Here is a 24,360-nt window from a genome sequence, read left to right as displayed (position 1 = left end):
ACTTCGTGTGTCAGGGCTGGACCAGCAGGAACAGCACGGCGCCGGCGCCGAGCAGCAGGAACGGGCTGACCCGGGTGAACACCAGCGCCAGGCAGGAGCCCGCGGCCATCGCCCAGGCCAGCACCCCGCCCTCCGCCGCCTGCAGCAGGGTGAAGGAGGCGGCCAGCACCATGCCGGCGGCGACCGGCGCCAGCCCGGTCTCGACGGCCCGCTGCCACGGCGCGCCGCTGTATCGCGCCCATAGCCGCGCCAGGCCGTAGACCAGCAGCGAGGACGGGACGAAGATCGCCGCCGTCGCCACCAGCGCCCCGGCCCAGCCGGCGGCCTGCCAGCCGACCAGCGTCACCAGCAGCGATCCCGGCCCCGGCGTCATCCGCGACAGGCCGAACAGGTCGAGGAAGCGGGCGTCGGTCATCCAGCCATAGACGCCGACCGACTGGCGATGGATGTCGGCGACGATGCTCTGGCCGCCGCCGACGCTGAGGAAGGATAGCGGCACGAAGACGATCAGCAGCCGCACCAGCACATTGTCCATCGCCTCAGTCCTTCCGCGGCCGCCAGGCGGCACAGGCGATGCTGAGCGGCGCCAGCACCGCCATCACCGGCAGCAGCGGCAGGTGCAGCACGCCGATGGCCACGAAGGTGACGACGATGATCGCGACCGGCACGGCGGAGCGGGCCGCCCGGCGCGCCGCCCGCACGCCCATCTGTAGCGACAGCCCGACCGCCGCGGCCGCCGCCCCAGCCAGGGCCAGATGGACGGAGTGATACTGCGCGACCTCGGCGAAGGCCGCGGCGGCGGCGATGGCAACCAGCATTGCCGGCACGATCATGCCGAGCACGCCCGCCAGCGCCCCCGGCCCGCCGCGCAGACGGAAGCCGATCCAAAGCGAGAGGTTGACGACATTGACCCCGGGAAAGGCCTGCGCCAAGGCGAGGCCGTTGAGGAAGTCGGCCTCGGACACCCACCGCCGGTTCTGCACGAACTCCCGCAGCATCCAGCCGCTGAGCCCGCCGCCGAAGCTGGTCAGCCCGATCTTGCTGAAGGCCAGGAAGATCTGCCCCAGGCCCGGCGGCCCGGCCGCCGCCTCAGCTGCGGTCTCAGCCATGCCGGCCCCCGATTCTCCGCGACGCCCTCACTCAAGCGCAGGCGCGGCGCGGCAACAAGGGGCGCGACAACGAGCCCCTGCCGTCACCCGAAGGTTGTGAATTCCTGCTCGCCGCGGCTGAAGCGGGCGAGCTTGGCGAAGAAGTCCTCGAGGATCCAGCGCACGTCGATCGAGTGGTACAGCTTGATCGGCCGGTGGGCGCCGGTGTGGATGTAGTGCATCTGCGGGCTGAACTCCGGCGCCGGCACCCATTCCGAGACACCGCCGTTCGGGTTGAGGATCACCGAGAGGGCCGGCGTGTCGCCGAGGGAGCGGTGCTCGATCGGGCCGGGATGGACCTTCAGGTTCCATTCCACCAGCTGGTCGACCAGGTACTTACCGATCGGGCCCTTGTCGTAGACCCGCTCATACAGCTCGGCATAGCCGACCGCCATCATGCGGTAGACCGGCATCGGGATCTGCCAGAGCTGGACCTTCGACCGCATCACCACATTGGCTGCGGCGATGTCGTTGGACAGGTTGTACTCCCGGCCGCCGGTCGGCCACGGCCCGCCGCCGATCCAGACCACGACGACGTTGCGCTCATTCAGCCGCGGCTCCATCAGCAGCGCAGAGGCCATGTCGGTGACCGGCCCGAGGAAGGCGACGTAGAGCGGCCGCGGATCGTCCTTCATCCCCTCCTCGACGATGAGATGCGCACCGGCCGAGGGCACCGGCGTGCGCTCGTCCGGCAGCGGCCCCTCGGCGCCGTCGGCGACCCGGACCCGGCCGGAGAGGTCCATCAGCTGCAGCAGCTTGATGACCTCGTCATGGCTGTCCTTGAGGCTGGTCTTCGACTTCAGCGTGCCGAAATGCGCCGGGCTGATGCCGTGCAGGTCGAGGCTGGGCGTCAGCAGCGCATGGACGATGGTGTACTGGTCGTCCGCCTCGTTCTTGGCGTCGGTGTTGAGGATGAGGCGGGCTTTCTTTTCCGGGGGCAGCACGGTCGGTTTCCTTTCGCTGGCGCGCTCATTTCACCGCCCCGGCCATGCCGTGGACGAAGTAGCGCTGGAAGAACAGGTAGAGCAGGAGCAGAGGCGCGATGGTGATCAGCTGGCCGGCCGCGAGCAGGTCGTAGGCGGTCGAGAACTCGGTGCTGAACTGCACCACCCCGAGCGGCAGGGTGCGCTGCGCCTCGGTGCGGATGAAGATCTGGGCCAGGATGAACTCGTTCCAGGTGGCGATGCCGTCGAGGATCAGCAGCGAGACCACGGCCGGGGTCGCCAGCGGCATCACCACCCGCCGGTACACGCCCCACCAGGAGCAGCCGTCGATCCGCGCCGCCTCGATCATCTCGGCCGGGATCGAGCGGAAGAAGCCGCGCAGCACCAGGATGCCGAGCGGCAGGCCGAAGCCGAGATAGAGGAAGAAAAGGCCCGGCAGGCTGTCGATCAGGTCGAGCCGCTGGTACAGCAGGGTCAGCGGCACCAGCGTCATCTGCATCGGCACGATCAGGCCGAGCAGGAAGATGGTGAAGACCAGGCTGCTGCCGCGCATCTTCATCTTGGTCAAAGCGAAGGCGGCGAGCGAGCAGATGAAGATCCCGGCCGGGACCTTGAGCACGGTCAGCACCAGCGAGTTCCAGAAGTAGGTCTGGATGCCGATCGCCCAGGCCTTGGCGAAGTTGCCGAATTCGAGCGACTGCGGCAGGGCGAAGGCACCGTTCTGGGCGAAGTCACCGGCACTCTTCAGCGCCGTGAACACCAGGATGATCAGCGGCGCGGTCCAGACCATGCCGCCGATGGCGAGCGCGGCGTAGAAGCCGAGCGACCCGAAGCGCAGCCGGAACGGCCGGGCGCGGGCCGCCGCGCCGGCGAGGGAGACGGCCGTCATCGGCTGCGCACCATGTGGCGGGTATAGGGGATGGCGAAGACCAGGGTCAGCAGGAACAGGATCACGGCGATGGCGGTGCCGAGCCCGACCTCGTTGTGGTTGTAAGTCAGGAAATACATCCAGCTGCCCAGCACCTGGGTGCGGTTGGCCGGGCCGCCATAGGTCATGACGTAGATGATGTCGTAGACCTTCAGCGAGTTGATCGCGGTGATCGCGACCACGACCATGGTGGTCTCGCGCAGCAGCGGGAAGGTCACATACCAGAAGCGCTGGAACCGGCCGGCGCCGTCGATGCGGGCGGCGTCCAGCACCTCCCTGGAGATGGTCTGCAGCCCGGCCAGGAACAGCAGCATCGGCAGGCCGGCATTGTGCCAGGCGGCGGCGACGAAGACGGAGTAGAGCGAGATCTTCGGGTCGGACAACCAGTTGCGCTCGAGGCTGGACAGGCCCAGCACCTCGAGCAGCTGGTTCACCAGGCCGAGGCTGGGGTGGTACATCCAGCTCCAGATCAGTCCGACGATGCTCATCGACAGGATCGCCGGGAAGTAGAAGACGCTGCGGAAGAAGGCGCTGCCACGGAACCGGCCCTCAAGGGCCAGCGCCAGGGCCAGGCCGATGCCGGTCGGGACCACCAGCGACAGCAGGCTCCAGATCACGTTGTTTTTCAGCGCGATCCAGAACACCCGGTTGCGGGTGAACAGCTCGACATAGTTGCCGAGCCCCATCCACAGCCTGTCCGGCGACACGCCATCCCAGCGGAACAGGCTGAGCCAGCTCGAATAGGCCATCGGATAGACCAGCACGATGGCGAAGATCAGCGTCGCCGGGGCCAGGAACAGCCAGGGCGCCAGCACCTGGTCGACCAGCTTTCGCGGCAGCCGCCGTCTCGTCGCAAGGCTGGCATCGGCCATGCCGCGGGCCTCCCGTCTCGGGTCAGTTGCTGGCGCGGCTCTTGCTGCGCTCGATCGCCTCCTGCACCTGGGCGGCGGCTTCCTCCGGCGACATCAGGTCGAGCAGCACGGAGTCCTGCGCCTCGAAATAGGCGGCGACGACGTCCTGCGGCAGGCCCTGGTCGGTCAGCCGGTAGAAGCCGATCTCGCTTTGGGTCCATTGCGACCATTGGCGCTGGATCGGCAGGTCCTCGGCCGGCAGGATGCCCTTGGTGGCGCTGGGGAAGCCGACCGCCTGGGCCGTGACCGGCGCGACCGCAGGCCGCACGGCGTAGCTGGCGAACAGCAGCGCTGCCTTGCGCACGTCGTCGGAGGCCCTGGCGTTGACCTGGATCTGCGACGGCGATCCCGGCACCCGCTTCGGGGTCCGGTCGGTGGGCAGCGGGAAGGTGCCGTAATCCGCCGGCGACTTGCCTTCGCGGGCGATGCGGCTGGTCTCCAGGCTCGGCGTGTCGAACACCATCGCCGCCTGGTCGTTGTAGAGCAGTGGCATGTTGGTGGCCGGGTCGACGGTCAGGAAGCCGTCCGGGAAATAGCCCTTGTCGGCCCAGTCCTTCAGCTTGGCGAAGGACTGGATGACAGGCTCGGAGTCCCAGGACTCCGCCATGTCCAGCAGCGCGTCATGCCCCTCCGGCCCAGCATAGTGCTCGAGGAAGAAGTCGAAGAAGCGCATCGTCATCCAGCTGAACTTGCCGCCGATCGAGAACGGCGTGACGCCGTTCGCCTTCAGCGTCTCCGCCACCTTTTCCAGCTCGGCGAAGGACTGCGGCGGCTGTAGCCCGTATTTGTCGAACAGCGCCTTCTTGTAGATGAAGCCGAAGGGCCCGATCTTGTTCGGGATGCCGTACAGGTCGGCGCCGTCGCGGGTGATGTCGAGCGCCGCCGGCGTCAGATTGGCCTCGACCCCGAGCGCCGCCAGCAGCTCCGGCGTCAGCTTCAGCGCGTGGCCGGCCCGGTTGTAGGGCGAGGCCAGCGACCCGCCCCAGTTCCACCAGGCATCCGGCAGCTTGCCCGACGATGCGCCGACCCGCAGCGCCTGCTTCAGCTCGTCGGTGCCGAATTTGGTGAAGTGGACGGTGACGGTCGGGTAATCGGCCTGGAAGCGCTCGATCACCAGCGGCCAGTTGTGCGAGGCGAGGCCGAAGAACTCGATCGTGACCGGCTTGGCCGGCGCCTCCTGGGCCCCGGCGGGAATGGCGACAAGGGCTGTCAGCATCGCTGCGCCCACGACCATGAATCGACGCGTCAGAGCCTGCATGTCGCCCTCCCCCGGCGATGGAGACGTTGAGGTCGTCTTATGTCCGGCGGTTCCGCCCGCCCGTTGGTTACCGGCATTATGGTGTGCTGGTATGATGAGTCAACCAGCAATCTCGCGGTGACGGACGACACGAGGACAGGCCCGCAAGCGGGTGCCAGCGGGCCTGGATCAGCAATGGCTCGAACAGAAAGGCGCGGTCAGGCCGGCTCGCCAACGTCGATACGGTTGCCGCTTGTGCGCCACCGATCTGGGCTCTTCACTGCGGGGTCGTCACAACTCAGAGAATGACGTCCCATGCCAATGCCGCGCCACCGGTTGTCGTATCGCCCCGCCGGCTCCGTTTCGGAGACCCCGCGATACGACGTGCCCGTGCTCGGCTCCATCGGCGCATGGACGCTGCTGCTCTCCTGGGACATCGCCGGCCCAGCCGGCCTGCTTCTGCCGGGGGCCGCCGGCTGGATCATGGTGCTGGTAGCGCTGCTGCGCTTCGTCACCCGACCCGGCGCCGCCAGGCCGAGGGCATCCCGCGCGATGGGCCGGCTGTGGCTCGGATGCGCCGTCGCCTTCCTGCTGCTGGCCGGCATCGAGCTGTTCCTCGGCCACGGGATGCCCCAGAGCTGGAAGGACAGCCTGGTCCAGGCGCTGCACATCCGCCGGGTGGACCGCAGCTATGGGTCATCGCCCTGAACCAGCCTCAGAACTCCTCGACGCCGAGCACGCCGGGCACCGATTTCAGCGCCGCCTTGGCCCGGCCGCCGACGGCAAAGCCTCCGGGCAGCTCGATTTCGACCTCCTCGGTGGGCGACAGCAGCAGTTGCAGGTTGACCTTGCAGCGCCCCTGCCCTTCGCGGTCGAGCAGGCCGTGCAGCGGCTGGATCGCGTGCACGCCGTCGACATAGATGACGAAGCGGGCGGCGCTCTTCGCCAGGGCCTGGTCGATCGGCTCGACCGACAATGCGGTCAGCCGCAGCTCCTCGCCGCGGCTCTGGATCTCCACCGCCATCGCCAAAGCAGCGCCGACCTCGAGGAGTTGCCGGGCGGTCGCCAGGGTCTCGGCGAAGAAGGTGACCTCGAACACGCCGCTGGCGTCGGAGAAGGTGCCGAAGCACATGCGGTTTCCGGTCTTGGTCGTCATCTCGCGCTTCGCCATCAGGATGCCGGCGAGGCGGAGCTGGGTGTGCCCCATCCGCATCTTCTGGCCGATCTCGGCCGAGCGCACCGAGCCCAGACGCTTGGTGTTGTAAGTGTCGAGCGGATGGGCGGAGAGGTAGAAGCCGACGGCGTCGAACTCCTGCCGCAGCCGCTCCATCGAATCCCAGTCGGGGATGGTCGGCAGCGGCGGCGCGCTCAGGCCCCCGCCGGCAGGGCCGCCGAACAGGCCGATCTGGCCGCTGTCGCGCTCCGCCGCCATCGTGTGGGCGTAGCGCAGCAGCGTCTCGAAGGAGGCGACGACCCGGGCGCGGTTGCGGTCGATCGAATCGAAGGCGCCGGCGCGGGCCAGGTTCTCGAGCTGGCGCTTGTTCAGGAGCTTCAGGTCGAGCCGCCGGGCCAGATCGAACAGGTCCTTGAACGGTCCACCCTTTTCCCGCTCCTGCACCAGGCTGCGCATCGCCTCCGGCCCCACGCCCTTGATCGCGCCGAGGGCATAGCGGATGGCCTTGTTGCCGTCAGGCAGCGTCTCGACCGCGAACACCGCCTGCGACTTGTTGATGTCGGGAATCAGCAGCTTGATCTTCAGGCGCGTCAGCTCCTGCCGGAAGACGTTCAGCTTGTCGGTGTTGCCGAGGTCGAGCGTCATCGACGCGGCCAGGAACTCGACCGCATGGTTCGCCTTCAAATAGGCGGTCTGGTAGGCGACGATGGCGTAGGCGGCGGCGTGCGACTTGTTGAAGCCGTAGCCGGCGAACTTCTCGACCTGGTCGAAAATGGTGGAGGCCTGGCCGGCCGGCACGCCGCGGGCCACCGCGCCCTCGACGAAGGTCGCCTTCTGGGCGTCCATCTCCGCCTTGATCTTCTTGCCCATGGCGCGGCGCAGCAGGTCGGCGCCGCCGAGCGAGTAGCCGGCCAGGGTCTGCGCCACCTGCATCACCTGCTCCTGGTAAACCATGATGCCGTAGGTCTCTTCCAGGATCGGCTGCAGCGACGGGTGCAGGTAGTCCGGCGCCTTGGTGCCGTTCTTGACCTCGATGAAGGTCGGGATGTTGTCCATCGGGCCGGGGCGGTACAGCGCCACCAGCGCGATGATGTCGCCGATGCGGTTCGGCTTCATCCGGCGCAGCACGTCGCGCATGCCCGAGCTTTCCAGCTGGAACACGCCGGTCGCCTCCGCCCGGCCGAGCATGGTGTAGGTCGGCCCGTCATCGAGCGGGATATGCGCCAGGTCGATGTCGACGCCGCTGGCCTTGATCAGGTTCTCCGCCACGCGCAGCACGGTCAGCGTCTTCAGGCCGAGGAAGTCGAACTTCACCAGCCCGGCCTGCTCGACATATTTCATGTTGAACTGGGTGGCCGGGACCGGCGAGCGCGGGTCTCGGTACAGCGCCACCAGCTCGTGCAGCGGCCGGTCGCCGATGACGACGCCGGCGGCATGGGTCGAGGCGTGGCGGTACAGGCCCTCCAGCTTCATCGCGAGGTCGATCAGGTGGCGCACCGCCGGGTCGTTGTCGCGCTCCTGCTGCAGCGCCGGCTCGCCCTCAATCGCCTGGGCCAGGGTGACCGGGTTGGCCGGGTTGTTCGGCACCAGCTTGCAGATGCGGTCGACCTGGCCGTAGGGCATCTGCAGCACGCGGCCGACGTCGCGCAGCACGGCGCGGGCCTGCAGCTTACCAAAGGTGATGATCTGCGCGACGCGGTCATGGCCGTATTTGTCGCGCACATAGGTGATCACCTCGTCGCGCCGGTCCTGGCAGAAATCGATGTCGAAATCCGGCATCGACACGCGCTCGGGGTTCAGGAACCGCTCGAACAGCAGGCCGAAGCGCAGCGGATCGAGGTCGGTGATGGTCAGCACCCAGGCGACGACAGAACCGGCGCCGGAGCCGCGGCCCGGCCCGACCGGGATGTCGTGCGCCTTGGACCATTTGATGAAGTCCGAGACGATCAGGAAGTAGCCCGGGAAGCCCATCTTCTCGATGACGTCGAGCTCGTAGTCGAGACGGGCGGTGTATTTTTCCCGCACCGCCTCGCGCTCCTCCGCCGTCATCTCCGGCGTGTAGACATGCGCCTCCAGCCGGGCGGTGAGCCCGGCATGCGCCTGGGCTCGCAGTTCCTCCGCCTCGGTGCGGCCGGCCTCGCTCGGGAAGGTCGGCAGGATCGGGTTCCGCTTCTTCGGCATCACCGCGCAGCGCCGGGCGATCACCAGCGTGTTGTCGACCGCCTCCGGCAGGTCGGCGAAAAGCTGGCGCATCTCCTCGGCCGAGCGGAAGCGGTGGTCGCGCGTCACCCGCCGGCGGTTGGCCTCGACCACATAAGTACCGTCGGCGATGCACAGCAGCGCGTCATGCGCCTCGTACATGTCCTCGCCCGCGAAGAAACAGTCATTGGTGGCGACGAGCGGCACGTCCTCCTGATAGGCGAGATCGATCAGGCCTGCCTCGATCCGGTCCTCTTCCTCCATGCCGTGCCGCATCAGCTCGACATAGAGCCGGCCGGGGAACAGCGTCTTGAGGTAGCGTAGCGTGGCAAGAGCGCGCTCCGGATGCTCGGCCAGCAACAGGCGGCCGACCGGCCCCCGCGGCCCGCCGGTCAGGGCGATGACACCCTCGGTGTGGCCTTCCAGCGCCTCCAGCGCGAGTTGCGGCGCCAGCCCCTGCTCGGTCTCCAGATAGGCGCGGCTGCTCAGCGCCATCAGATTCTCGTAGCCGGCCTCGTTCTGGGCCAGCAGCACCAGGCAGTCCGGCTCGGCGATGGCCGGGCCGCCGACCCGGGCGCCCGACTCGGTTTCGGCCCGGGTGATGCTGAGGATGGTGCCGATGATCGGCTGGATGCCGTAGTCCTTGGCGGCGAAGGAGAATTCCAGCGCACCGAACAGGTTGCCGGTGTCGGTGACCGCCACGGCGGGCATCTGCAGCTTCTTGCAGATGCCGACCAGCTCCTTGGTCTTGATCGCCCCTTCCGACAGGGAATAGGCGCTGTGCACGCGCAGATGGATGAAATCGGCGTGTGGCATGCGGCTCTCCGCGGCGACGGAACGGGGGCGGCCCGACAGAATCGGGCAAGCCGCTATTCATAACCCAAAGGGATGACCGGTGCAGTTGACACGTTGCCCCTCCCACCGGACGCGGAGAGGTCGGTCCCGGCCTTGAGCCCGGTCCATGGCGCCATGATCATCCGGAGGCATCAGTTCGGCGCAAACCGCTGCGCCGAGCTCGCCTGAGCCTGTGCTACCGGTGCGCGGACAGGACGGCTTCCCGCGACAGATATCCGATCCTCGAACCATCACCGTCCTTGACGTCGAGGCCAGGAAGATCTCCGGCGAGAATCAGAGCCAGAGCATGGTGGAGGCTGGCGGTGGGTCCGACGGACTCGCCTGATTCCTGCGGCGCTGGCGGTGCCATGGCGCTCGCGACATCGATCAGGCTCAGCCGCTTGATCGCCCGGTCCGCGCCGAGGAAGCTCTCGACGAAATCATCAGCGGGATCAGCCAGGATCGCCGCCGGCGTATCGTATTGCAGCAACCGGCCGTCGCGCATGATCGCGATCCGGTCACCCATCTTGATGGCCTCGTCGAGATCATGGGTGACGATGACCACCGTCTTGCTGACCTTCCTCAGGATCTGCCGGAATTCGTCCTGCAGCCTGACCCGCGTGATCGGATCGATCGCCCCGAACGGCTCGTCCATCAGCATGATGGCCGGGTCGGCGGCCAGCGCGCGGGCAAATCCGACACGCTGACGCTGCCCGCCGGAGAGCTCGTGCGGCAGGCGGCGGCGCATGATCGCGGGGTCGAGGCCGACGAGATCGAGCAGCTCGTCGATGCGCCGGTCGGTCCTCGGCCGGTCCCAGCCCAGCAGCCGCGGCACCGTCGCAATGTTCCGTTCGATCGTCATGTGCGGGAACAGGCCGACCTGCTGGATGACGTAGCCGATGCTGCGCCGCAACTCCCGCTGGTCAGTCTGCGCGACATCGCGGCCATTCACCAGCACGCGGCCGGAGGTCGGCGTCTCGAGCCGGTTGATCATCCGCATCGTCGTCGTCTTGCCGCAGCCGGACGGGCCGATCAGCGCCACTGTGGTGCCGGCCTCGATCTCCAGATCGAGCGTGTCGACGGCGTGGCGGCCGCTGCCCTCATAGGTCTTGGTGACGTGATCCAGTCGTATCATCGGCGTATTCCGAGGGTCATCGTCTACGGGCGAAGGATCGTTCCAGCCAGCCGAACAGCAGCTCGGCCAGGATGGCGAGCAGGGCGATGGGCAGCGCGCCGACAAGCAGGCGCGGCATGTTCATGATGGCGATGCCGGCATTGATGAAATCGCCCAGCCCACCGCCGCCGATGAACGACGCCAGCGCCGCGCCGCCGATGACCTGAATGGCGCTGGTCCGGACCCCCGCCAGAATCGACGGCACGGCCAGCGGCAGCTCGATCTGCCACAGGATGTCGCGGCGCCCCATGCCCATGCCCTGGGCGGCATCGAGCAGGGCGGGGTCGATCTCCCGGATGCCGATCATGGTGTTGAGAAGCAGCGGCGGGATCGCCAGCACGATGAGGGCGACGACCGAGGGCAGCAGGCCGATGCCGAGGAACGGCATGGCCGCCGACAGGATCGCCAGGCTCGGGATCGATCGCAGCGATCCGGCGACATTGACCGCGACGAAGGCGGCACGCGGCGACCTGGCGACGAGCACGCCGAGCGGAATGGCGATGGCCAGCGCGATCCCGAGCGAGATGGCGCACATCAGCAGATGGCGGTTGAAGGCGCTGAAAAACACGCCCGGATTGGCTGTGATCCAGTGGAAGGCATCGATCACGATCATGCCGCCGGCCTTCCGCTGCGGCGGCGCAGGATCTTCTCGATCGACGCGAACAGATAGTCCGTGGACAGCGCCAGCGCCGAGGTGAGGAGGCCACCGGCGAGGATCTTTTCCGGAAATCGCTGATCGATGCCTTCGAAGATGATGACGCCGAGGCCGCCGGCATTGATGTAGGCGGCCACGGTGGCGATGCCGATCACCGTGACCGCAGCGATGCGGATGCCGCCGACGATGAAGGGCATGGCCAGCGGCAGCTCGACCTCCCAGATCCGGCGGGCGGTGCCATACCCCATGCCATGCGCGGCATCCAGCACGTCGCGCGGAACCGCCTGGAAGCCGAGCCCGATGTTGCGGATCAGGATCATCAGCGAATAGGCGACCAGGCCGGTGATGGCCGGGGCCGAGCCGATCCCCATGACCGGGATGAACAGGGCGAACAGCGCCAGGCTCGGAATCGCGAACAGGATTCCGGCCATGATGACGATCGTGCTGAACGTCCTCGGCCGGCGGGCGGCCCAGATGCCGACGATCAGCGAGATGACCAGCGCGATCCCGACCGAGGAGAAGACCAGGCCGAGATGCTCGAGCAGGGCCTCGAACAGCCGGTCGATGTTCTTCGGCACCCACTTCATCGGGCGGCGTCTTTCACCATGCTGCCGCCAGCCGCGCGTCGGCCTCTTGCGCCAGCTTCGGCAGGGAGTCGTACGCCGCGACATCCGGCTCCACGAATTGCGAGAGACCGAGCGCAGCCAGGATGCTTTGCCCTTGGGCGCCGCGATGCGCCCGAAGCAGCGCCTGCCTCAGCGCCGCGATCCCGTCGGCCGGCTGACGGCGGGAGGCGACGAGCAGCGGGACGGGAGTCGCCGGCGTCGTCGCGATGATCCGCAGCGGCGCCAGGGCCGCCGGCTCATGCAGCTGCAGCAGCTGCCAGGCATAGGCGTCGATCGCGCCGACATCGATCCTGCCGGTCGCGATCGCGTCCACGACGCCGTTCGGATTGAGCAACGGGCCGATCGTCTTCACCCCCCTCCCCGGCTGCGGCAAGCCGGCGAGGAAGGCCCGCGGCGCGTGATAGCCCGATTGGGAATCGCGCACCGTCCAGCCCCAGCGCAGGGCTGGGAGATCGGCGAGATCGAAGGCCGCATGCCTGGCGGCGACGATATGGCTCGCATAGACCGGCCGGCCCTTCGCCCAAGGGGCGGTCGAGACCGGCGCCGCCAGGGCGACCGGCCGCTCGTCGGCCGGGAGCCGGGAGAACGGATAGCCGCACATGAAGGCCGCGCCCAGGTCCGGCCTGGCCCAGAGCTCCGACAGGGGAGCGGGAGCGGCGTGGGCTATGACCTCGAGGCGGATGCCGGACTCCTCGGACAGCCAGGCGAACAGGTCGTCCCAGAGCCTGCGGATCTTCGGGCCGACATTGTACATCCGGGAGCAGGCCACGATCGCCATGCCGGTCACGCGAACCGCAGCCGCTGGCCGATCTTCAGCGCTCTGGCCTTGTCGACCATGGCCGCGCCGAGCGCGACATCGGTGGTGCTGAGGCCGCGATGCCAGAACAGGATGGTCTCGTCGTCGCTCTCCCGGCCGGGCTTCAGGCCGCAGACGATCTGCCCGATCTCCGCATGCAACGTCTCCGCCGTGACCTTGCCCTCGTCGACATGGCGGCGCAGCGCCCCGAACGGCCGTCCGGGGCCGCATTGCCCCCAGTCGTCGACCACGACCTTGTCCATGATGTCGGTGAGATCGAACTCCAGCGCACTCATCGTGCCGTAGGGCACGACGAAGGCGCCCTGCTTCACCCATTCGGTCCTGAACAGCGGCGTGGGCTCGGGCAGCCGGCTGGCCTCGACCATGATGTCGGCGCCCTTGAGGCAATCCTCCCAAGTGTCGGTGACGATGATCGTCTTGCCGAGATCCCGTTCGAGGCGTTCCGCGAAGGCATTCCGGCTTTCCGGGCGGCGGGAATGGATTCGGATCTCGGCGAAATCGAACAGGTGGTCGAGCAGGCGGACATTCCAGTACGACGTGCCGCGGGCGCCGATATGGCCGAGCACCTTGCTGTCCTTGCGGGCGAGGTACTTCGCGCCGAGCGCCGTCACCGCGCCGGTGCGCATGTCGGTGATCGCGGTCGCGTCGACGATCGCCTTCGGCATGCCGGTGTCCGGATCGAACAGGTTCAGCACCGCCATCTCGGAGGGCAGGCCGATCTTGTAGTTGTCGACGAAGTCGCCGACGACCTTCACCCCCGCATAGCCCAGCGATTTGACATAGCCGCGCAGCACGTTGAAGTGCCCCTTGTCGGAGCTTTCGGGCACCAGGTGGACGCGCGGCTCGATCACCGTCTCGCCGCGGCCCTGCGCGTCGAGCGCCTTCTCCACCGCCGCGAGGATCTCGTCATTGGAGAGCGCGAGCGCCTTGGCATCGAGCGCGTTCAGGTAGTCGATCCAGATTTCCTGCATTCCCGGTCTCCAGAGATGGGCGCGGTCCGACGGGCGAGGCGGCAGGACCGGCTCCCGCCGCCCCTTCGGAGGTCAGGGCAGCAGCCCCTTTTCCTTCAGGAAGGCCTCGGCGACGTCCTTGGCCTCCTCATGGTCGTTCTCGACCTTGGCGTTGAGGGCCCGCATCGTGGCGTTGTCCAGATGGGACCCCAGAGAGTCCAGGACCTCGGCCACCTTCGGGTTGGCGTCCAGGACCTGCTGGCGGACGACCGGGGCGACGTAATATGGCGGAAACAGGCCCTTGTCGTCCGCGAGCGGGACGAGGTCCTGGGCGCCGATCTGCCAGTCCGTGGCCGCGCCGTTGACGACATCGACCTCCTTCTGGGAGAGCGCGTCGTAGCGCAGGCCGAGCTTGGCGAACTGCTTGAATTCCTTGAATTCCGCGTTGTAGACGCGCTTCAGCCCCGGCAAGCCGTCGGCCCGGTCGGGGAATTCGGCGCCGCCGCCGAACACCAGCGTGTTCGCCACCTTGGCCAGGTCGGACAGGCTCTTCAGGCTGTCGGCGTCGGCGGTCTCCTTGCGGACGACGATGACATAGCCGTTGTTGATGCCCGTCGGCTGCAGCCAGGTCAGGTTGAACTGCTTGGCGTAGAAAGCCTTGACCTCGTCATAGACCTTCGCCGCATCGGTCGACATCGTGCCCTTGACCACCGCGGAGAGCGCGGTGCCGGTGTATTCCGGATAAAGGTCGATCTCGCCGGTGGTCAGAGCCTGGTGGGCGATCAGAGTGCCGCCGAGATTGATCTTGCGCTCCACCTCGAAGCCGGCGTGTTCCAGCAGCGCCGCATACATCTCGGCCAGGATGTACTGCTCGGTGAAGTTCTTGCTGCCGACCTTGATCGGGTCTGCCGCGGCGGGCTTGAAGGCAAGGGTGGCCATCGCCGCAGCGGCGACGGCGGACAGGATCGACAATCTCATCTTCATTCTCCCTGTCATGTGAAAGCTCCCGGGGTGTTGCGGATGAGCTCCGCCATTCGTTGGACATCGGCGCCCTGGGTACGGTCTTCGACCAGCGGTGGCACATGCTGGCGGATCAGCCGATAGGCCTCTCCGGTGCCCGCGCCCAGCTCGGTCTCGACGCCGCGCAGCTCCACGGCCTGGGCGGACGCGATCAGCTCGATCGCGACGAGGAAGCGCAGCCGGTCGACGATCGCCTCGGTCTTCGCCAGCACGCTCGGCGCCAGCGACGCCTGGTCCTCGACTCCGTCCGCTACGGGAATCGGCGTCAGCGAGGCCGGGGCCGCGAGGTGGCGAATCTCCGCTTCGAGCAGCGAGACCGTCTTCTGAACCGTGGCGAACCCCGCCCGGCTCCCGCCGAGCGGCGTCAGGAATCGCGGCAGGTCCGACATCCCGGCCGACATGATCTTCATCGTGCGCCAGGCGGTTGCCGCCGCGCCATGCGCCATCGCCTGGCCGAGCCGTTCCCAGCCCAGCACGAAGGCGGTCAGATCGAAATTGCCATGCGACAGCATGAGCCCTTCCGGCACCAGCACCACCGGGTTGTCGCCGGAGCTGGTGATCTCGATCTCAGTGGCGGTCCGCGCTTCGCCGACCGCGTGCAGCAACGCCCCCCAGACCTGCGGCGCACAGCGATAGCTCAGCGGGTCCTGCACCCGCCGCGCCGCGCCCTCGGCCAGGAGGGAGCTGCCGGCCAGAAGCGCCCGCACCCGGTCCGCCACCACGCGCTGGCCGAAAGCCGGCCGCGCCGCCAGCGCGCGGTCGTCGAGGGCCGACACATTGGCGCGGAAGGCTTCGAAATTGAGCGCGACGGCCGTCAGCGACCAGTCGAACAGCCGCTCGATATCCGCCAGGCACAGGCAGGCCTTGCCGACCGACAGGCTGTTGGCGACGACGATGGCGTGGCCATCCTTCGGGGCCAGCCGGAGCGGTTCCAGCCCTGCCCGGCGCAGCGCCTCGCCGGCCGCCATCACCGCGCCGCCGAATTCGGCCTCGCCCTCGCCGAGCAGGGCGCTGCCCAGATGCGCCAGCGGCGCCAGATCGGCCGCGCCTATCGAACCCAGAGACGGCACCACCGGATGGAAACCGGCATTCAGCGCCGCGACGATGCCGGAGAACACCGGCAGCGACACGCCGGCGCCGCCGGCGGCCATGCCGGCGATGCGCACCGCCATCATGGCCCGCACCGCTTCGCGCGGCAGGGCCGGCCCGACCCCCACGGCCCGGCCCAGCGGAACCCGACGCTGGAACGCGACCAGGTCTTCCGTCGCCAGGCGCGTGTCAACGCCGGCGCCGAGCCCGGTCGTCAGGCCGTAGACCGGCACGTCCGACGCGGCATAGCGATCGACGACGGCGCGCGCGGCGAGGATCCGCGCCTCGACCTCGGGGGAAATCATCACGCGGGCGTCGCCCCGGGCGATGGCGACGATGTCGGCAATCGTCGGCGCCGTGGCGGAAAAGGACACGATGGGTGCGGCCGGGGTCACTGGTCTCTCCCGTTCAGAAGGGCGGCCGTCCTGGCCGGGCCCGAGCGCGCTTCCAGCCGGTATTTGTCGCCGGGATAGGACAGCAGCGCGCAGGTCACCACCGCCTCGCCGGACCAGGTGCGGCGGAACACCCTGAGGCATGGCTGGTCGGGCTTGATGCCGAGCAGCTTCCGCACCTGGGCATCGGGCCTGATCGCTTCGACGAAGTGCTCGAACGCGGTGATCGGCGCGACCTTGGTCAGATATTCGTTCGGGGTGGTGCGGGTGAAGTCGTTGCCCAGATAGCCCGGCGCCACGGTCGGGTTGACGTAGCGCTCCTCCACCTGGATCGGCTGGTCGTCCTCGAGATGGACGATCAGCGTGCGCATCACCTCGATACCCGCTGCGAGGTCCAGGGACTGCGCGACGGCGGCATCCGCCTTGATCCGGTCGGCGGTCACGACCTTCGCCGTATGGCGGCGGCCGCGGCCGGAGATCTCGTCGGCGATGTTCCGGATCTGCAGCAGGTCGACATCGTGCCGCTGCGACGAGACGAAGGTGCCGAGGCCCGTGGTGCGCGTCAGCACCCCCTCGAACATCAGCTCCCGCAGCGCCCGGTTGGCGGTCATGCGGCTGACGCCGAAGGAGGACACCAGCTCGTTCTCGGAATAGACGCGATCGCCGGGCTTGAACGTGCCTTCGGCGATCAGCGCCAGGATTGCGTCTTTGATCCGCAGGTAGTGCGGCGCCTCGCCCGCCGGCTTGGTCATGCCAGCCTCGCGGTGCCGAAGTCGAGGACGGTCACGCCGCGCGCGGGAACTCGGGCACGGAACCTGATGTCCAGACCCTGCCGCCAGATGTCGAATTCCAGCCCGTCACCCGGCAGCACCGGCGCAGTGAAGCGGGCGGCGATGAAGCCGACATCCGCGAGCGCTCCGGCCCCGACCGTCCGGCCGACCGCATAGCCCGCGTAACCGAAGGTGCAGAGGCCATGCAGGATCGGCCGCGGGAAGCCGGCGCGCGCGGCATAGGCCGGGTCGCAATGCAGCGGGTTGAGGTCGCCGTTCAGCCGGTAAAGCAGGGCGGCGTCCTCGGGCACGGCGATCGCGAAGATGGCATCCGGCGCCCGGGCCGGAACCGATGCCAGCGGCTCCGGCGGCGCTCCTGCCGATCCGCATCCGCCGTCGCCGCGGCAGGCATTGGTCTGGACGATGGTGGCGACGAGTGCCTCGTCCGGAAGCGTGACGATCGCCCGTTCGAAGGTCGCGAACATGCCCTTCTCGGGGCCGCGGTCGACGATCGCGGTCATGCGGCTCCGGGACAGCATCGGGGTGTCGATCGGGACGGGCCGATGGATCGTCAGGCGGTGCTCGGCATGCACCAGCCGCTGCCAGTCGATGCCGGCGTCCTGCAGCCACGGGCCGGGATGGGCGACGACATTCGCCAGGGTCGGCGCCGGCAGGAGATCGCGCTCCTGGGTCCGCCGCAGATGAGCTTCGTCCAGCGGCTCGGTCCCGTATCCGACGCTGAGCGCATAGAGGATGGCGTCACGCGCCGCTACGGTCTGCCGGGCCTCGGGGGCCGGGAACTCCATGATCGCTCGGGCGGACACGGCCACGGTCAGCTCCGGGCGGCAGGCTTGCGCGCGCCGCCGGCGAGGCGAATGCCGCCATCCACCGACAGCAGCTCGCCGGTGACGAACTCCGCGCCTTCGACCAGCCAGACCACCGCACCCGCCACATCCTTCGGCGTCGCCACCCGCCCGAGCGGCGCGGTGGCGGAGAAGCGGGCCGCCAGCGCGTCATAGGCGTCGGTGCCCAGGGTCTGACGCATCCAGCGGGTGTCGATGACGCCGGGGCAGACCGCGTTGACGCGGATCTCCGGGCCGCAGGTGCGGGCCAGCGCCTTGGTCAGCGCGTTCAGCGCCCCCTTCGAGGCCGTATAGGCCAGCGAGCTGCCGCCGCCGGTGAAGGCGACGTTGGAGGAGACGTTGACGATCGCGCCGCCGCCGCCGGCGCGCATCGCCGGAAGCACCGCACGGCACATCTGGTAGGCGCCGACGACATTGACGCCGAACACCTTCTGAAAGTCCGCCGCCGACAGTGTCTCCAGATCGAAAGGATCGGACGTCACGGTCACGGCGGCGTTGTTGACCAGCGCATCCAGCCGGCCCCAGCGATCGACCGCCTTCGCCGCCATGGCCCGGCAGGCGGCGTCCTCGGAGACATCCGCCTGCACCACCTCGACCTCGGCGCCGAGCGCTCGGCAGGCGGCGGCGGTCTCCTCGGCCTCGTCGCGGCTGCGCGAATAGTTGACGACGACCCTGGCGCCCCGCTCGGCGAACATCCCGGCGCAGGAGGCCCCGACGCCGGTCGCCGATCCGGTGACGATGACGACGGCCCCATCAATGTTCATCGGGGGAATCCTTCATGGCGGAGTCGCGGAACAGGCGGGCATCCATCTCCGCCAGCCGGTCCGCGATGGCGACGCCCGGCGGCAGGCGGTCGATCACCTGCGCCTTCGCATCGACGCCCGGCGCCACCTCGGTCAGGGTCAGACGACCGTCGATGACCTGGAACACCGCACGCTCGGTGACGACGACCTGACGCTGGCCCGCAGGCGCCGCGGCGGGGTCGGAGCTGACCTGCCCGACCTTCTCGACGATCTTGCAGGACCGCCCGTCGACGGCGATCGAAAGCCGGCCGTCCTCGACCGCGATCTCGGCGCCGCCATGTGAGAACGAGCCCATATAAACGACGGTGCTCGCCGTCTGGGCGATGTTGGTGAATCCGCCGACGCCGATGATGGATTGGCCGAACCGGCTGACATTGACGGCGCCGCGGATGTCGACCTCGGCCATGCCGAGGAAGGCGATGTCCAGGCCGCCGCCGTCATAGAAGTCGAACTGCGAGGCTTGCGGGATGATCGCGCTGGGGTTGACCGCGGCGCCGAAGGACAGCTCCTCGGCCGGGATGCCGCCGATCACGCCGGATTCGATGGTGACGGTGTAGTCGTCGAACTGCTCTTCGCCGGCGATCCGGCCGATGCCGGCGGCAATGCCGATGCCGAGATTGATGGTCGGGTGGTCCCGGCCCAGCAGCTCCAGGAAGGCGCGGCGCTGGATGACCTTGTCGACCGACAGCGGCAGCGGCGCGAAGCGGCTGGCGGCGGCCCGGTGCCGGCCCGTATAGGCGATGTTGTCGGTCTCGCCGAAGCTCACCCCGTGCTCGGCGGGGTCGTCGCAGACCACCACATAGTCGACCAGCATGCCCGGGATGCGCACATCCGCAGCCGGCAGCGAGCCTCGCTCAGCGATGCGTTTGACCTGGACGATGACGATGCCGCCGGAGTTCCGGCCGGCCTGGGCCATGGCCAGCACGTCGACGGGGAAGGCCTCGTCCTCCAGGGTGATGTTGCCGTCCTCATCCGCCGTGGTGCCGCGCAGCAGGACGCAGTCGAGCGGCATCGCCGGGTACAGCAGCCACTCCTGGCCGCGCAGGCTGACCCGCTCGACCAGCTCGGCCGTCGTCCGCGCATTCAGCCGGCCGCCGCCATGGCGCGGGTCCATGAACGAGCCGAGGCCGATGCGCGTGACCACGCCGGGCTGGCCGGCGGCGATGGCGCGGTAGAGCTGGGCGATGACCCCTTGGGGCCAGCAATAGGCGTCGATCTTGTCCTGCAGCGCCAGCGCGCCGAGGCGGGGGGTACCGCGCCAGCCGCCGGCGATCACGCGCCCGACCAGGCCCTCATGGCCGAAATGGCCCATGCCGCGGGTCTTGCGGTCGCCGGTGCTGGCGGCGAACAGCAGCGTCAGGTCGCGCGGGGCGCCCTCGACCAGGTAGCGCCGCTCGACGGCCGCCGAAATCGCCTCGGGATGGCAGCACCCGCCGAAGCCGGACGCGGCAACGGTCATGCCGCTGCGCACCAGCCCCGCCGCCTCGGAGGATGTGATGACCTGCATCGTGCGGCCCTAATGTCCGACAACTTGTATATACAGGCGTGAACGGGGGCCGTTTGCAAGGCACTAAAGTGCGATGGCTAAAAATTCAGCGGTCAGGGCCACAACAACCGACGCGATGAAGACGTCGAGCGATCCGTCCGGATCACTCGTACCGAAGCGCTTCCACGGGATCGAGCCGCGCGGCCCGCCAGGCGGGGTAGATCGAGGCCAGCAGCGACAGCGCCAGCGCCATGCCGCAGACCAGCACCACCTCGCCCGTGTCGATCTCGGTCGGGATCCGGGTCAGGTAATATTGCCGGGGGTCGAAGATCGGCGTGCCGGTCAGCTGCTGCAGCCACTGCCGCAGCGTTTCCAGGCTGTCGGCCAGGGCGATGCCGAGGCCGAGCCCGGCCAGGGTGCCGATCACGCCGATGGTGGCGCCGGCCAGGAAGAAGATGCGCAGGATCGACCCGCGCGAGGCGCCCATGGTGCGCAGGATGGCGATGTCCGCCCCCTTCTCCTTCACCAGCATGATCAGGCTGGAGATGATGTTGAAGGCGGCCACCAGCACGATCAGCGACAGGATCACGAAGATCACGTTGCGCTGCCCGGCGACGATGTCGAGGAAGCCGCTCAGCGCCTGCTTCCAGTCGAAGAAGCGGATGCCGGGGCCGGCGGCCTGCTGCAGGGCCGCGGCGATCTCGCCGATCCGATCCGGGTCGCGGACCATGAGGTCGAGCCGTGACACGCCCTTGAAGCCGAGGAAGGATTGCGCCGCCGGCAGCGGCAGCACGGCGACGCCGCTGTCGAATTGGTAGAGCCCGGCATCGAAGATCGCGACCACGGTGAAGGCGCGCGCCGTCGGGCCGGCTGACTGCTCCCCCTGCCCTGCGGCGCCTGGCGCCAGCAGCGTCAGCTTGCCGCCGAGGGAAAGGCCGAGCTTCTCGGCCAGACCCCGGCCGATCGCCACCGCGTCGCCGCCGGCGAAGGCGCCGGGCGCCTGCAACTGCAGGGCCTGGGCGATCAGCGGCCGGGCCAGGAAATCCTCCGGCTGCTCGCCACGGATCTGGACGCCGGCCGAGGCCTTGCCGGCGCTGGCCAGCGCCTGGGCCTCGATCACCGGCACCACCCGGGTGACGCCGTCGACCCCGCGCAGCCGCCCGGCCACGGCCGCGTCATCGGCAATCTCGCGCCCCCCCAGGGGCACGGCGCTGACATGGGCGTTGAAGCCGAGGAACCGGGCCAGCAGCTCGGTCTGGAAGCCGTTCATCACCGAGGTGACGGTGATCAGCGTGGCGACGCCGATGACGATGCCGAGCAGCGAGAAGCCGGCGATCAGCGAGACGAAGCCCTGGCCGCGGCGGGCCCGCAGGTAGCGGAAGGCGACGGTGCGTTCGAAGGCGTTGAACATCGGATAGCTCCTACACCCGCCGGTACACCAAGGCACGTCCTGATGGAATCAACTGCAGCAGGATATCGAAGTCGGCGACATTCGCCGTCAGAACGCTCAAGCCCAGCTTCTGGGCCTGCAGGAACAGGATGCAGTCGTGCAGGGCGCGCAGGCTTCGGTCGGCAGCGTAGCCCTGAAGGCGGCACAGCATCCCGGACAGCAACGCTGCCCGCCCCAAGGTATCCGGATCCGGAGCGAAGACCCGATGAGGCGGCATAGACCTGATCGCGAGGCGGATCTGGGCGATCGCCGCCGATGTCCGGGCATCGGCCGGATTCAGCGCTCCAACGGCGTGCATCAACTCTTGTATCGCAACCGTCGAATGGTTGGCTTGGCGATGCCCGAGGAGTTGCCTCAACTCGGCCGGCACTCGCCCCTGCATCCGGTCAATATAAACACTGGTGTCGAACAGAAGCCCCGGTCCGCTGGTGGGCTTGCTATCGATAAAGGGAAGGCGATCGTCGGGCCGTCGCGCAAGCGTCCGCTGCGGATCGAAACGAGCCCATCGCAGCGCGGCGTCGAAGTTGAAATCGGCCACTCAGTATCCGAGCTTCAAATCCGGGTCCACCGTGCCCCTGATCTCATCAAAGACGCGAAGGAACTCGTCTTCCAAGGCAATGCTGGCCAAAGCGAATTCGATCAACTCGGTATCGGCCTCGATGCCAGTCAGCCGCTTGGCCTCCGCGACCAGCTTCGGGCTGACCCGGACGCCGATGCGGCTGCTCTTGTCCCGCAGCAGGCCCGAGCGTTCGGCTGCCACCATCACCGATTCGAACCGGGCCTTGCTGATTTCGGACTGGCGACGTGCCTTCCGTGCGGTTGTGGGCATCGATCTGGTCCCGACGTTGAACAAAACTTATCCTTGTTCAACATACGCGCCTGCGCCATCGACGACAAGCGCGGCCGGCCCTATCGGGCCGCCAGCACGCCGTCGCGCATCTCCACCACCCTGTCCATGCGCTCGGCCAGATCCAGGTTGTGGGTCGCGATCAGGGCGCCGACGCCGGTCGAGCGCACCACTTCGACCAGCATCTCGAACACCGAATCCGAAGTCGTGTGGTCGAGATTGCCGGTCGGCTCGTCGGCGATCAGCACCTTCGGCGCGTTGGCCAGGGCCCGGGCGATGGCGACACGCTGCTGCTCGCCGCCCGACAGCTGGGCCGGGCGATGCTCCAGCCTTCCGGCCAGGCCGACCCGGGCCAGGAGCTCCCGCCCCCGCTGGCGCGCGGCAGCCCGCGGGTGGCCGGCGATCATCTGTGGCAGCACCACATTCTCGATGGCGCTGAACTCCGGCAGCAGATGGTGGAACTGGTAGACGAAGCCGATGGCCGAGCGACGCAGCGCCGTGCGCAGCCCGTCGCCCAGCCCGTCGCAGCGCTGGCCGGCGACGGTGATGGTGCCGCCATCCGGCTGCTCCAGCAGGCCGGCGATGTGCAGCAGGGTCGACTTGCCGGCACCACTGGGGCCGACCAGGGCGACGATCTCGCCCCCGGCCAGCGACAGCTCGGCGCCGCGCAGCACGTCGAGCCGGGTCTCGCCCTGGTGGAAGCTGCGGCGGATCCCTTCGAGGCGAAGCACTTCGGCGGCGGTGGTCATGGCGGCGTCACTCATAGCGCAGGGCCTCCACCGGATCGAGCCGGGCCGCCCGCCAGGCCGGGAAGATCGAGGCCAGGAAGGTGAGGCCGATGGCGAGAAGGCAGACCGCGACCACCTGCCCCGGATCGACCAGCGCCGGCAGCGAGGCCAGGAAGCTGAACTCGGCGGCGAAGGTGCCGGGGCCCAGCACGCCCTGCAGCCATTGGCGGATGGCGTCGATATTGGCGGCGAGCCCGAGGCCGAGGGCGAGCCCGGCCAGGGTGCCGACCGTGCCGATGGTGGCGCCGGTCAGGAAGAAGATGCGCAGGATGGCGCAGCGCGACGCGCCCATGGTGCGCAGGATGGCGATGTCGCCGCCCTTGTCTTTCACCAGCATCACCAGGCTGGAGATGATGTTGAAGGCGGCCACCACGATGATCAGGGTCAGGATGATGAACATGGCGCTGCGCTCGACCTGCAGCGCCGTGAAGATGGTGGCGTTGGCGTCGCGCCAGTCCGTTACCTTGAGGTCGGGGCCCACCACGTCCGCCACCTTCGCCCGCACCGCGTCGAGCCGCTCCGGGTCGGTGGTGAAGATGTCGAGGCCGCCGGCCTGGCCCTTCAGCTGGTACAGCAGCTGCGCCGCCTCCAGCGGCATGTAGACGGTCGCGGCATCGGTCTCCTGCAGCCCGGTGGTGAAGATCGCGGCCACGGTGTAGGTCTTGGCCCGCGGCACCAGGCCGAAGGCGGTGCGGTTGAAATGCGGCGTGATCAGCGTCAGCTCGTCGCCGAGGCGGACACCGAACTGCCCGGCCAGGCCGCTGCCGATGGCGATCACCTCGGTGCCGGAGAACTCTTCCGGCTTGTCGATCAGGAGCGACCGGGCGATTGCCGGCCGGCCCAGGAAATCCGCCGACTCGACCCCGCGCACCGTCGCCGGGGCACCCTGGAAGGTGGTGAAGTCGGAATCCCGGCTGACCAGCGCCTGGTCCTCGATCACCGGCGACACCCGCACCACGCCCGGCACCTGCCGCAGCCTGTCGGCCAGCGGCCCGTAATCCGGCAGGCCGGCGCCGGCCGCGGCGCTGACCTTGAGATGGGCATCGAGGCCGAGCACGCGGTCCACCAGCTGGGCGCGGAAGCCGTTCATCACCGACATGACGATGATCAGCGTGGCCACGCCCAGCAGGATGCCGGCGAAGGAGAAGCCGGCGATGACGGAGATGAAGCCTTCCTTCCTGCGGGCCCGCAGGTAGCGGAAGGCGACTTTCCGTTCGAAGGCGTTGAACATGCGGCGCGCCGGCGGATCGCCGGC

Annotated in this window: 23 protein-coding genes and 1 pseudogene; 1 reads left to right on the top strand and 23 read right to left on the bottom strand. The window is 68.6% G+C overall.

Annotated elements, in window-relative coordinates:
- Nucleotides 1–10 precede the first annotated feature (10 nt).
- The 6 genes from FFK22_RS14085 to FFK22_RS14060 all read right to left on the bottom strand — a co-directional run bounded on the left by FFK22_RS14085 (nt 11) and on the right by FFK22_RS14060 (nt 5,147).
- Complete coding sequence (locus tag FFK22_RS14085; RefSeq protein WP_138890722.1) at nt 11–535, bottom strand: chromate transporter; 525 nt, start codon at nt 533–535, stop codon at nt 11–13.
- Nucleotides 536–539: 4 nt separating this feature from the next.
- The gene (locus FFK22_RS14080) at nt 540–1,109 is read right to left on the bottom strand and encodes a chromate transporter (protein WP_138890721.1); all 570 of its coding nucleotides are present in this window, start codon (nt 1,107–1,109) and stop codon (nt 540–542) included.
- Between the two features lie 83 nt (nt 1,110–1,192).
- Nucleotides 1,193–2,092, bottom strand: coding sequence for a nucleoside hydrolase (locus FFK22_RS14075; RefSeq protein ID WP_138890720.1), 900 nt, complete (start codon nt 2,090–2,092; stop codon nt 1,193–1,195).
- Nucleotides 2,093–2,117: 25 nt separating this feature from the next.
- Nucleotides 2,118–2,981, bottom strand: a complete 864-nt coding sequence (locus FFK22_RS14070; protein ID WP_138890719.1) for a carbohydrate ABC transporter permease — start codon at nt 2,979–2,981, stop codon at nt 2,118–2,120.
- Nucleotides 2,978–3,892 (bottom strand): carbohydrate ABC transporter permease, encoded by a 915-nt coding sequence (locus FFK22_RS14065; protein WP_138890718.1) that lies wholly within the window; start codon nt 3,890–3,892, stop codon nt 2,978–2,980. Before FFK22_RS14065 ends, FFK22_RS14070 begins: the two co-directional genes overlap by 4 nt.
- Before the next feature lie 22 nt (nt 3,893–3,914).
- A complete protein-coding gene (locus FFK22_RS14060) occupies nt 3,915–5,147 on the bottom strand; it encodes an ABC transporter substrate-binding protein (protein WP_186002457.1) in 1,233 nt (410 codons plus the stop codon).
- A 411-nt stretch (nt 5,148–5,558) separates the two neighbouring features.
- On the opposite strand from FFK22_RS14060, the gene FFK22_RS14055 reads away from it, so the two are divergent.
- A complete protein-coding gene (locus FFK22_RS14055) occupies nt 5,559–5,876 on the top strand; it encodes a hypothetical protein (protein WP_138890716.1) in 318 nt (105 codons plus the stop codon).
- Between the two features lie 7 nt (nt 5,877–5,883).
- Here the strand turns inward: FFK22_RS14055 and dnaE are convergent, their stop codons facing one another.
- From dnaE to FFK22_RS13970, 17 genes and pseudogenes are all read right to left on the bottom strand, one after another.
- Entirely contained in the window at nt 5,884–9,357 is a 3,474-nt protein-coding gene (gene dnaE, locus FFK22_RS14050) for a DNA polymerase III subunit alpha (RefSeq protein ID WP_138890715.1), read from the bottom strand.
- A 397-nt stretch (nt 9,358–9,754) separates the two neighbouring features.
- Nucleotides 9,755–10,510 (bottom strand): annotated as a pseudogene (locus FFK22_RS14045) (ABC transporter ATP-binding protein); the annotation flags it as partial.
- A gap of 16 nt (nt 10,511–10,526) precedes the next feature.
- A complete protein-coding gene (locus FFK22_RS14040; protein WP_138890714.1) occupies nt 10,527–11,162 on the bottom strand; it encodes an ABC transporter permease in 636 nt (211 codons plus the stop codon).
- On the bottom strand, nt 11,159–11,791 hold the full coding sequence (locus tag FFK22_RS14035; RefSeq protein WP_138890713.1) for an ABC transporter permease: 633 nt from the start codon (nt 11,789–11,791) through the stop codon (nt 11,159–11,161). The genes FFK22_RS14040 and FFK22_RS14035 overlap by 4 nt, the downstream gene beginning before the upstream one ends.
- A 13-nt stretch (nt 11,792–11,804) precedes the next feature.
- Nucleotides 11,805–12,608, bottom strand: a complete 804-nt coding sequence (locus FFK22_RS14030; RefSeq protein ID WP_221938587.1) for a phosphate/phosphite/phosphonate ABC transporter substrate-binding protein — start codon at nt 12,606–12,608, stop codon at nt 11,805–11,807.
- A 5-nt stretch (nt 12,609–12,613) separates the two neighbouring features.
- Nucleotides 12,614–13,618: an ornithine cyclodeaminase family protein gene (locus FFK22_RS14025; protein ID WP_138890712.1), complete on the bottom strand. Its 1,005-nt coding sequence runs from the start codon at nt 13,616–13,618 to the stop codon at nt 12,614–12,616.
- A 72-nt stretch (nt 13,619–13,690) separates the two neighbouring features.
- A complete protein-coding gene (locus FFK22_RS14020; protein WP_138890711.1) occupies nt 13,691–14,575 on the bottom strand; it encodes a glycine betaine ABC transporter substrate-binding protein in 885 nt (294 codons plus the stop codon).
- 14 nt (nt 14,576–14,589) lie between these two features.
- Nucleotides 14,590–16,101 (bottom strand): histidine ammonia-lyase, encoded by a 1,512-nt coding sequence (hutH, locus tag FFK22_RS14015; protein WP_138890710.1) that lies wholly within the window; start codon nt 16,099–16,101, stop codon nt 14,590–14,592.
- Complete coding sequence (gene hutC / locus FFK22_RS14010; protein ID WP_138890709.1) at nt 16,098–16,850, bottom strand: histidine utilization repressor; 753 nt, start codon at nt 16,848–16,850, stop codon at nt 16,098–16,100. The genes hutH and hutC overlap by 4 nt, the downstream gene beginning before the upstream one ends.
- Entirely contained in the window at nt 16,847–17,698 is an 852-nt protein-coding gene (locus tag FFK22_RS14005; RefSeq protein ID WP_138890708.1) for a MaoC family dehydratase, read from the bottom strand. The genes hutC and FFK22_RS14005 overlap by 4 nt, the downstream gene beginning before the upstream one ends.
- Before the next feature lie 2 nt (nt 17,699–17,700).
- The gene (locus tag FFK22_RS14000) at nt 17,701–18,495 is read right to left on the bottom strand and encodes an SDR family NAD(P)-dependent oxidoreductase (RefSeq protein ID WP_138890707.1); all 795 of its coding nucleotides are present in this window, start codon (nt 18,493–18,495) and stop codon (nt 17,701–17,703) included.
- A complete protein-coding gene (locus FFK22_RS13995; RefSeq protein ID WP_138890706.1) occupies nt 18,485–20,041 on the bottom strand; it encodes an acyl CoA:acetate/3-ketoacid CoA transferase in 1,557 nt (518 codons plus the stop codon). The genes FFK22_RS14000 and FFK22_RS13995 overlap by 11 nt, the downstream gene beginning before the upstream one ends.
- A gap of 142 nt (nt 20,042–20,183) precedes the next feature.
- On the bottom strand, nt 20,184–21,431 hold the full coding sequence (locus tag FFK22_RS13990) for a lipoprotein-releasing ABC transporter permease subunit (protein ID WP_138890705.1): 1,248 nt from the start codon (nt 21,429–21,431) through the stop codon (nt 20,184–20,186).
- 10 nt (nt 21,432–21,441) lie between these two features.
- Nucleotides 21,442–22,008, bottom strand: a complete 567-nt coding sequence (locus tag FFK22_RS13985; protein ID WP_138890704.1) for a type II toxin-antitoxin system VapC family toxin — start codon at nt 22,006–22,008, stop codon at nt 21,442–21,444.
- Nucleotides 22,009–22,299, bottom strand: coding sequence for a hypothetical protein (locus tag FFK22_RS13980; RefSeq protein ID WP_221938586.1), 291 nt, complete (start codon nt 22,297–22,299; stop codon nt 22,009–22,011).
- Nucleotides 22,300–22,379: 80 nt separating this feature from the next.
- Nucleotides 22,380–23,081 carry an ABC transporter ATP-binding protein gene (locus FFK22_RS13975; RefSeq protein WP_138890703.1) on the bottom strand — a complete coding sequence of 234 codons (702 nt, stop codon included), beginning with the start codon at nt 23,079–23,081 and terminating at the stop codon, nt 22,380–22,382.
- Nucleotides 23,074–24,336, bottom strand: a complete 1,263-nt coding sequence (locus FFK22_RS13970) for a lipoprotein-releasing ABC transporter permease subunit (RefSeq protein ID WP_138890702.1) — start codon at nt 24,334–24,336, stop codon at nt 23,074–23,076. Before FFK22_RS13970 ends, FFK22_RS13975 begins: the two co-directional genes overlap by 8 nt.
- Nucleotides 24,337–24,360 lie beyond the last annotated feature (24 nt).

It is taken from the genome of Mycobacterium sp. KBS0706, assembly GCF_005938675.2.
In the GTDB taxonomy this organism is placed as follows: Bacteria; Pseudomonadota; Alphaproteobacteria; order DSM-16000; family Inquilinaceae; genus Inquilinus.
Note: the sequence above shows the minus strand (reverse complement) of the source record. Positions and strands in the feature narration are given on the sequence as shown.